The organism is Halorhodospira neutriphila (assembly GCF_016584055.1).
Lineage (GTDB): Bacteria > Pseudomonadota > Gammaproteobacteria > Nitrococcales > Halorhodospiraceae > Halorhodospira > Halorhodospira neutriphila.
This window is the reverse complement of the sequence record NZ_NRSH01000118.1, coordinates 1-6,725: the sequence shown is the minus strand read 5'-3', so window position 1 is coordinate 6,725 and position 6,725 is coordinate 1. Positions and strand designations below refer to the sequence as shown.

General features: G+C 72.3%; 8 protein-coding genes. 3 read left to right on the top strand and 5 right to left on the bottom strand.

From position 1 onward, the window contains the following. Positions 1-151: 151 nt before the first annotated feature. Both gap and CKO13_RS09645 read right to left on the bottom strand, forming a co-directional pair. The gene (gene gap, locus CKO13_RS09650) at positions 152-1,162 is read right to left on the bottom strand and encodes a type I glyceraldehyde-3-phosphate dehydrogenase (protein ID WP_200260147.1); all 1,011 of its coding nucleotides are present in this window, start codon (positions 1,160-1,162) and stop codon (positions 152-154) included. 256 nt (positions 1,163-1,418) lie between these two features. Beyond that, positions 1,419-2,021, bottom strand: a complete 603-nt coding sequence (locus tag CKO13_RS09645; protein WP_200260143.1) for a superoxide dismutase — start codon at positions 2,019-2,021, stop codon at positions 1,419-1,421. 56 nt (positions 2,022-2,077) lie between these two features. On the opposite strand from CKO13_RS09645, the gene CKO13_RS09640 reads away from it, so the two are divergent. The 3 genes from CKO13_RS09640 (at position 2,078) to CKO13_RS09630 (ending at position 3,424) form a co-directional block, all read left to right on the top strand. Next, positions 2,078-2,353, top strand: coding sequence for a hypothetical protein (locus CKO13_RS09640; protein WP_200260140.1), 276 nt, complete (start codon positions 2,078-2,080; stop codon positions 2,351-2,353). A 67-nt stretch (positions 2,354-2,420) separates the two neighbouring features. After that, positions 2,421-2,921, top strand: a complete 501-nt coding sequence (locus tag CKO13_RS09635; protein ID WP_200260137.1) for a permease — start codon at positions 2,421-2,423, stop codon at positions 2,919-2,921. Further along, entirely contained in the window at positions 2,918-3,424 is a 507-nt protein-coding gene (locus tag CKO13_RS09630) for a hypothetical protein (RefSeq protein WP_200260134.1), read from the top strand. The genes CKO13_RS09635 and CKO13_RS09630 overlap by 4 nt, the downstream gene beginning before the upstream one ends. A 6-nt stretch (positions 3,425-3,430) precedes the next feature. Here the strand turns inward: CKO13_RS09630 and CKO13_RS09625 are convergent, their stop codons facing one another. The 3 genes from CKO13_RS09625 to CKO13_RS09615 all read right to left on the bottom strand — a co-directional run. Continuing rightward, entirely contained in the window at positions 3,431-5,176 is a 1,746-nt protein-coding gene (locus CKO13_RS09625; RefSeq protein ID WP_200260131.1) for a SpoIIE family protein phosphatase, read from the bottom strand. A 16-nt stretch (positions 5,177-5,192) separates the two neighbouring features. Further along, the gene (locus CKO13_RS09620) at positions 5,193-5,498 is read right to left on the bottom strand and encodes an STAS domain-containing protein (protein WP_200260128.1); all 306 of its coding nucleotides are present in this window, start codon (positions 5,496-5,498) and stop codon (positions 5,193-5,195) included. Between the two features lie 62 nt (positions 5,499-5,560). Then, on the bottom strand, positions 5,561-6,725 hold a 1,165-nt coding region (locus CKO13_RS09615), incomplete at its 5' end, for a methyl-accepting chemotaxis protein (RefSeq protein ID WP_200260125.1).

Sequence of the window (6,725 nt, the reverse complement as noted above, 5' to 3'; positions counted from 1 at the left end):
GCCCCGGCCCCGCGCAGCCATCAACGCGCAGCCATCAACGCGCAGCCATCAACGCGCAGCCATCAAGAAGGCCCCGCCCGGCGTCGCCGGACGGGGCCTTCTTGGCTCGGGCCCGGCCTCCCGGGCCCGGGGCCGCTCGTGCGGCGCGCCCTCAGGCGCGCATGAGGGCCACGGTGGTGTCGAGCATCCGGTTGGAGAAGCCCCACTCGTTGTCGTACCAGGAGCAGACCTTGATCAGGCGGCTGCCCTGGGCCTTGGTCAGCGGGGCGTCGAAGATGCTCGAGGCCGGGTTGTGGTTGAAGTCGCAGGAGACGAGCGGCTCCTCGCTGTAGTTGAGCACGCCGGCGAGCTCGCCCTCGGCGGCCCCCCGCACCACCCGGTTGACCTCCTCGGCGCTGGTATCGCGCGAGGCGGTGAAGGTGAGGTCGACCAGGGAGACGTTGACGGTGGGCACGCGGATGGCGAAGCCGTCGAGCCGGCCGTCGAGCTCGGGCAGGACCAGCCCCACGGCGGCGGCGGCGCCCGTCTTGGTCGGGATCTGCGACTGCGTGGCGCTGCGGGCCCGGCGCAGGTCCTTGTGGAAGACGTCGGTGAGGACCTGGTCGTTGGTGTAGGAGTGGATGGTGGTCATCAGCCCCTGCTCGATGCCGATGCCGTCGTTGATGGCCTTCACCAGGGGCGCGAGGCAGTTGGTGGTGCACGAGGCGTTGGAGACGACCTGGTGGTCGGCGGTGAGGCTGCCCTCGTTGACGCCGTAGACGATGGTGCCGTCGACGTCCTTGCCGCCGGGCGCGGAGATCAGCACCTTCTTGGCGCCGGCCTGGAGGTGGGCGCTCGCCTTCTCCTTGGTGGTGAACAGCCCGGTGCACTCCATGACCACGTCGACGTCTAGGTCCTTCCACGGCAGTGCGGCCGGGTCGCGCTCGGCGCAGACGCGGATGCGGTCGCCGTTGACCAGCAGGTCGCCGCCCTCGACCTTGACGTCGCCCGGGAAGCGGCCGTGGGCGGTGTCGTAGCGGGTCAGGTGGGCGTTGGTCTCGGCGTCGCCGAGGTCGTTGATGGCGACGATCCGGATCTCGTCGGTGCGCCCGGACTCGTAGAGGGCACGCAGCACGTTGCGGCCGATGCGCCCGTAACCGTTGATCGCGACGTTGATGGTCATGGAGCTCCTCCCTCTATGCAAGACTCCGTGAATCGAGGCGATATCTCGGCCTCACGGTGTATCAAAACGGTAACCGCGGCAGTGTAACCGATCCAAGCCGTTAGCGGGCAAAGCGGCGATCACGATTGAGGATCGCGGCGATCAATCGAGCCAATCGCCGGAGGGAGGGAGCGCCCGGGGAGGGACTAGCCGGGGGGCCGATCCGGCCGGGGCGGCCCGGCAGGCGCCGGGCCGCCCCGGGGGCCGCTGCCGCGCGTCAGGCCTGCTCGAAGCGCCGGGCCGCCTCGGCCCAGTTGACCACGTCCCACCACGCCTCGACGTAGTCGGCGCGGCGGTTCTGGTAGCGCAGGTAGTAGGCGTGCTCCCAGACGTCGAGCCCGAGCACCGGCGTGCCCTGCTTGGCGGCGACGTCCATGAGCGGGTTGTCCTGGTTCGGCGTGTCGGTGATCTCCAGGCCGCGGGCGGTCTTGATCAGCCACGCCCAGCCGGAGCCGAAGCGCCCGAGCGCCGCCTGGGTGAACTGCTCGCGGAACTGCTCGAAGGAGCCGAAGGCGCTGTCGATGGCCGAGGCGAGCTCGCCGCCGGGCTTGCCGCCGCCGTCCGGCGACATCAGCCGCCAGAAGAGGCTGTGGTTCCAGTGGCCGCCGCCGTTGTTGCGCACCGCCACGGAGAGCGTGGAGACGCGGCCGAGCAGCGCCTCGAGCGCCTCCTCCTCGTACTCGGTGCCGCTGATGGCCTCGTTGAGCTTGGTGACGTAGGTGTTGTGGTGCTTGGTGTGGTGGATCTCCATCGTCATGGCGTCGATGGAGCGCTCCAGATCGCCGTAGTCGTAGGGCAGATCGGGCAGTTGGTAGGCCATAGGGCGCTCTCCTTATATAATCGCCTGCGTTTCGATGCGCGAGCCGCGAGGCGCCGATGCAACAGCTCCGCTCCCTGCTGCGAACGAGCCCCCTCCTGCGGCTTACCGTCTATTGTGGCTTCATGGCCGTGTTCTTCCACTCCGGGCTCGCCGCCACCACCTGGCTCGTCGCCCCCGAGCGGCTCAACGGCGACCTGCAGCGCTGCTCGGCGCTGCTCTTTCCCATCCTCTTGCCGGCCTTCTTCGGGGTCAACCGCTACCTCGGCTGCGGGCGCTGCTGCACCGGCCCGGCGTGCCCTCCCCGGGACGGCGGGGATCACCCCCCAAGGTAGCGCCCCTTTGACCTCAATCAACGCAACCAGGACAGGCCCATTGCCCAAGCCGCCGCGCCCCGACGGGATGACGCTCTTCTTCCTCGCCCTCGCCGCGGCGGCGGGCGGGACCGTCTACGCGCTCATGGGCCCCGGGGCGGTCGCGGCGGCGGCCGGGCGCGCCGGCGGGCTGCTGCTGCAGGTCGCCCCCATCGTCGTGGCCGCCGTGCTCATCTCCGGCTACGCCCAGGCCCTCATCCCCCGGGAGAGCGTCCAGCGCTGGCTCGGCGCCGGCAGCGGCCTGCGCGGCCTGACCCTGGCCACCGCCGCCGGCGCGCTCACCCCCGGCGGGCCCTTCGCCGCCTTCCCCCTCGTCGTCGCCCTGCTCGGCGCGGGGGCGAGCTTCGAGGTCTGCGTCGCCTTCATCACCGCCTGGTCGGTGCTCGGGCTCAACCGGGTGATCGTCTACGAGATCCCCTTCCTCGGCGTGCACTTCGTCGCCCTGCGGCTGCTCGCCTCCCTGCCCCTGCCCTTCATCGCCGCGCTGCTCGCCCGCCCCGTGGCGCGCTGGGTAGGGCTCAACCGATGACCCTGGGCCTGGTCACGGTCCTCTTGCTCCTGGGGCTGCTCGCCGCCCTCGCCCAGCGCCGCCCGGACCGCCCCCACCGCGCGGCGCTGGGCACCGGCTGGCGGCAGCTGCGCCCGCTGCTGCTGCGCCTGCCCCTGGCGCTGCTCGCCGCGGCCTTCCTGATCACCCTGCTGCCCGAGGAGGCCGTCGTGGACTACCTCGGGGAGAGCTCCGGGTGGCAGGGGGTGCTGCTCGCCTCGCTCTTCGGCGGGCTGCTGCCCGGCGGGCCGGCGGTCTCCTTCCCGCTGGTGCTGGTACTCATCGACGAGGGGGCGGGGACGGCGCAGCTGATCGCCCTGCTCACCGCCTGGTCGGTGCTCGCCTTCCACCGCGTCGCCGCCCACGAGCTGCCCACCCTCGGCGGCCGCTACACCCTCGCCCGGCTGCTGGCCTCGGCCCCGCTGCCCATCGTCGCCGGGGCGCTCGCCGGGGCCCTGGCGCGCTTCACGGCCGCCGGCCTGTAGGCCCGCCTAGCGGCCCTCGCCGCCGGTGTAGCGGACGCGGACGCGGTTGCCCGGCGGGAAGTACTCGATCTCGTCGCAGAGCGAGCGCACCAGCAGGATGCCCCGGCCGAAGGCCGCGGAGCGGCCCGCCGGGTCGCTGCCCTCGAGCAGGCGCTGGTAGTCGAAGCCCTCGCCGCTGTCCTCGACCTCGATGACCACGCCGTGGTCGCGCTCGCCCTGCGGGTCGCAGTGCAGGCGCAGGCGGATCTCGCCGCCCTCGAGCGCCGCCAGGGCCTGGGCGCGGCGCTCGTAGTAGTCGTCGAAGCCCGCCTCGCCCGCCTTGACGCTCGAGTCGAGCTGGAGCAGGCCGTGCTCGAGGGCGTTGGTGTAGAGCTCGGCGACCACCACGTAGAGGCTCTGGCGGTGCGCCTCCAGGGCCCCGAGCGCGACGAGCATGTCCATGATCGCGGGCACGGGGTTGATGTGGCCGAGGGTCCGGGCGTCGAGGACGATCTCGCTGCGCCAGTGGACCGCCTCGGCGGCCCCGTAGGCGGCGCGGCCGCCGTCGGCGAGCAGCCGGTCGAGGTCGAGCTCCAGGAGGGTGGTGTCGTCGCTCGGCTCCGCCGCGGCCCGGAACGCCTCGAGGCGCTCGAGCAGCGCCGTGAAGCCGGCCTCGTCCGGGGCCCCCGTCAGGGCCGCCTCGACGCCCTCGGCGCTGTACATGTGGCCGTGGCCGTCGGTGGCCTCCACCACCCCGTCCGAGCAGGCGTAGAGGGTGCACCCGGCCGGCTGGTCGTAGTAGGTGAGCTGCCGGCGCCCGGGGCCGGCGTCGCGCACGACGCCGAGGGGGAGGCCGCTGGAGCGGAAGCGGCAGAGCACGGCCCCGTCGCGGATCAGCCACACCGGCGGCATCCCCGCGTTCCAGACGCCGACCCGGCACCGGCGGGGATCGACCTCGATCAGCGCGGCGGTCAGGAAGACCTCCGGCGGCAGGCCGCGGTAGAGGCGCTCGTTGATCTCGTCGAGCAGCTCGGCCGGGTCGGCCCCGCGGGCGACCGCCTCGTAGTAGGCGCTCGCCAGCCCCGGCACCCCCACCGCCGCGCCGATGCCGTGGCCGGTGAAGTCGCCGAGGAGGATCAGCAGGCTGCCGTTGGGGCGGTACTCGGCGAGCAGCAGGTCGCCGCTGAGGATGGCCGCCGGGCGGTAGTGGTAGCGCAGCCCCGGCGCCTCGAGGGCCGGCGAGGCCGTCGCCCGGGCGACGATGCGCTCGGCGGTCTCCTGCTCGTGCTCGAGCCGGCGCTGGTGGGCCTGCAGGGCGTCGCGCTGCTCGGCCACGGTCCGGTAGAGGGCGCGGGTGCGCAGCCAGGCGTCGATCTTGGCGTTGAGCTGGACGCGGTTGATCGGCTTGGTGACGAAGTCCTCGCCGCCGGCCTCGATGCACTGCGCCAGGCGCTGCTCGTCGCTCAGCGCGGTGATGAACAGCACCGGCACGAAACCGCCGCGATCGAGCGCCTTGATCCGGCGCGTCGCCTCGTAGCCGTCCATGCCGGGCATGAGGATGTCCATGAGGACCATGTCCACGGCGTGCTCGCGGAAGCGCTCGACGGCCTCCTCGCCGCTCGCGGCGGTGAGGACGTGGAAGCCCCGGGCGGTGAGCAGCGCCTCGAGGAGCATGACGTTGACCGGCTCGTCGTCGACGACCAGGAAGGTGTCCGGCTCCTCGGGATTCGGCTCCGGTGACGCCGCCATGGTCAGGCCCTCTGCACGCGGCACGCTGCCGCCTCGGCGCCTAGTCCTCGATCTGGAACAGGCGCTGGAAGTTGGCGATCTCGAGGATCTTGCGCACCTCGCGGGAGCAGTGGCGGAGGATCACCTCGCCGCCCTGGTCGCCGGCGAACTCGCGCAGCAGCAGCAGCATGCCCAGCGCCGAGCTGTCCATGTACTCCGTATCGCGCAGGTCCACCACGAAGCGCCGCACCCCCTCGGCGCCCTTGTACGCCTGCCGGAAGTCCTTGTGCAGGCTGAAGTCGAAGTACCCCTGGACGCTGAGCACGAGGCTCTGGCCGTCGTCCTCGTACCGGGTCTGGATCGCCATGGTGTCCTCCTTCGCGTTGAGGTCGCTGTCATTAAGGCTGAGGGGCGCCGCGGCCGCGCGCCTCAGAAGAGCTCCACGTCGCCCTGCGCCATCGAGCCCTGCTCCACCGTGCGCTGCTGCGCCCGCTCGGCCTCGCGCGAGCGGCGGCGCTCGGCCAGGCGCGAGCGCGCCTCGTCGAGGCGCTCGGCGTAGCGCCGGCCGTGGGCGTCCTCCGCGGCGATGGCGTGGAGGACGCCGCGCACGCCCTCGAGGTAGCTGTCCAGCCCCTCGACGCTCGCCCGGGAGCTGTCAACGAGCTGCGCGACGATGTCCTCGAACTGCAGGGCGCGCACCGCGTCGTTGACGTGGCCGTCGATCTGGGTGCTGGCCTCGGAGATGCGCGAGACGTGCTGCTCGACCTCGCGGTCGAGCTCCTCGAGCTGGCGCATGGTACGCGAGATCCGCTCCTTGGCGGAGAGCGTGGCGTTCATGTCCCGGGAGGCCATCTCGCCGACCTCCTGGCGGGTCTGGTGGAGCGCACTGCTCATGGAGTCGATCTGCTCGCCGATCTGCTCGTTGAACTGGTTCGCCTTCTCGGAGAGCTTGCGCACCTCCTCGGCGACGACGGCGAAGCCGCGGCCGGCCTCCCCGGCCCGCGCCGCCTCGATGCTGGCGTTGAGGGCGAGCAGGTCGGTCTGCCCGGCGATCTCCTTGAGGTCGCCGAGCAGCTCGTGGATCCGCCCCATCTCCCCGTTGAGCTCGTCGATGCGCTCGACGGTCTTGACGCTGCTGCGGCTCATCTCGACGACCATGTCGACGTACTCGTTGAGGAAGTCCTCGGTCTCGCGGATGAACTCGCTCAGGCCGAACTGCTCGGCCGCCGAGCTGCCGCTGGTCTGCTCGATGACCGTCCGCGCGAGCCGCTCCTGCTCGTCCGTGGCCTGGTCCATGCCGTTGAAGCTGGCGTTGAGCGAGGCGATGGCGTCGGCGACGAGGGAGCGGATCTGCTCGAGGTCGCTGGAGACGCTCCGGAACTCGGCGTTGAGGCTGTCGTCGATATCGCTGAGCAGCTCGCGCAGCGCCCGCTCGAGCTCGGCGGCCTCCGAGGAGGCCGCCCCGGCGGCCTCGTCCGCCGCCCTGCCCGCCGGGCGGAAGGCCCACACGCCGGCGCCGGCGAGCACCGCCAGCGGCCCCGCCGCCGGCCAGGCGTAGGCCACGCCCGCCGCGGCCAGCGTCGCCCCGGTGGGC

Excerpts from the sequence above, each read along its gene's own strand:
- gap (WP_200260147.1), bottom strand. The coding sequence starts at position 1,162 with ATGACCATCAACGTCGCGATCAACGGTTACGGGCGCATCGGCCGCAAC.
- CKO13_RS09645 (WP_200260143.1), bottom strand. The coding sequence starts at position 2,021 with ATGGCCTACCAACTGCCCGATCTGCCCTACGACTACGGCGATCTGGAG.
- CKO13_RS09640 (WP_200260140.1), top strand. The coding sequence starts at position 2,078 with ATGCAACAGCTCCGCTCCCTGCTGCGAACGAGCCCCCTCCTGCGGCTT.
- CKO13_RS09635 (WP_200260137.1), top strand. The coding sequence starts at position 2,421 with ATGACGCTCTTCTTCCTCGCCCTCGCCGCGGCGGCGGGCGGGACCGTC.
- CKO13_RS09630 (WP_200260134.1), top strand. The coding sequence starts at position 2,918 with ATGACCCTGGGCCTGGTCACGGTCCTCTTGCTCCTGGGGCTGCTCGCC.
- CKO13_RS09620 (WP_200260128.1), bottom strand. The coding sequence starts at position 5,498 with ATGGCGATCCAGACCCGGTACGAGGACGACGGCCAGAGCCTCGTGCTC.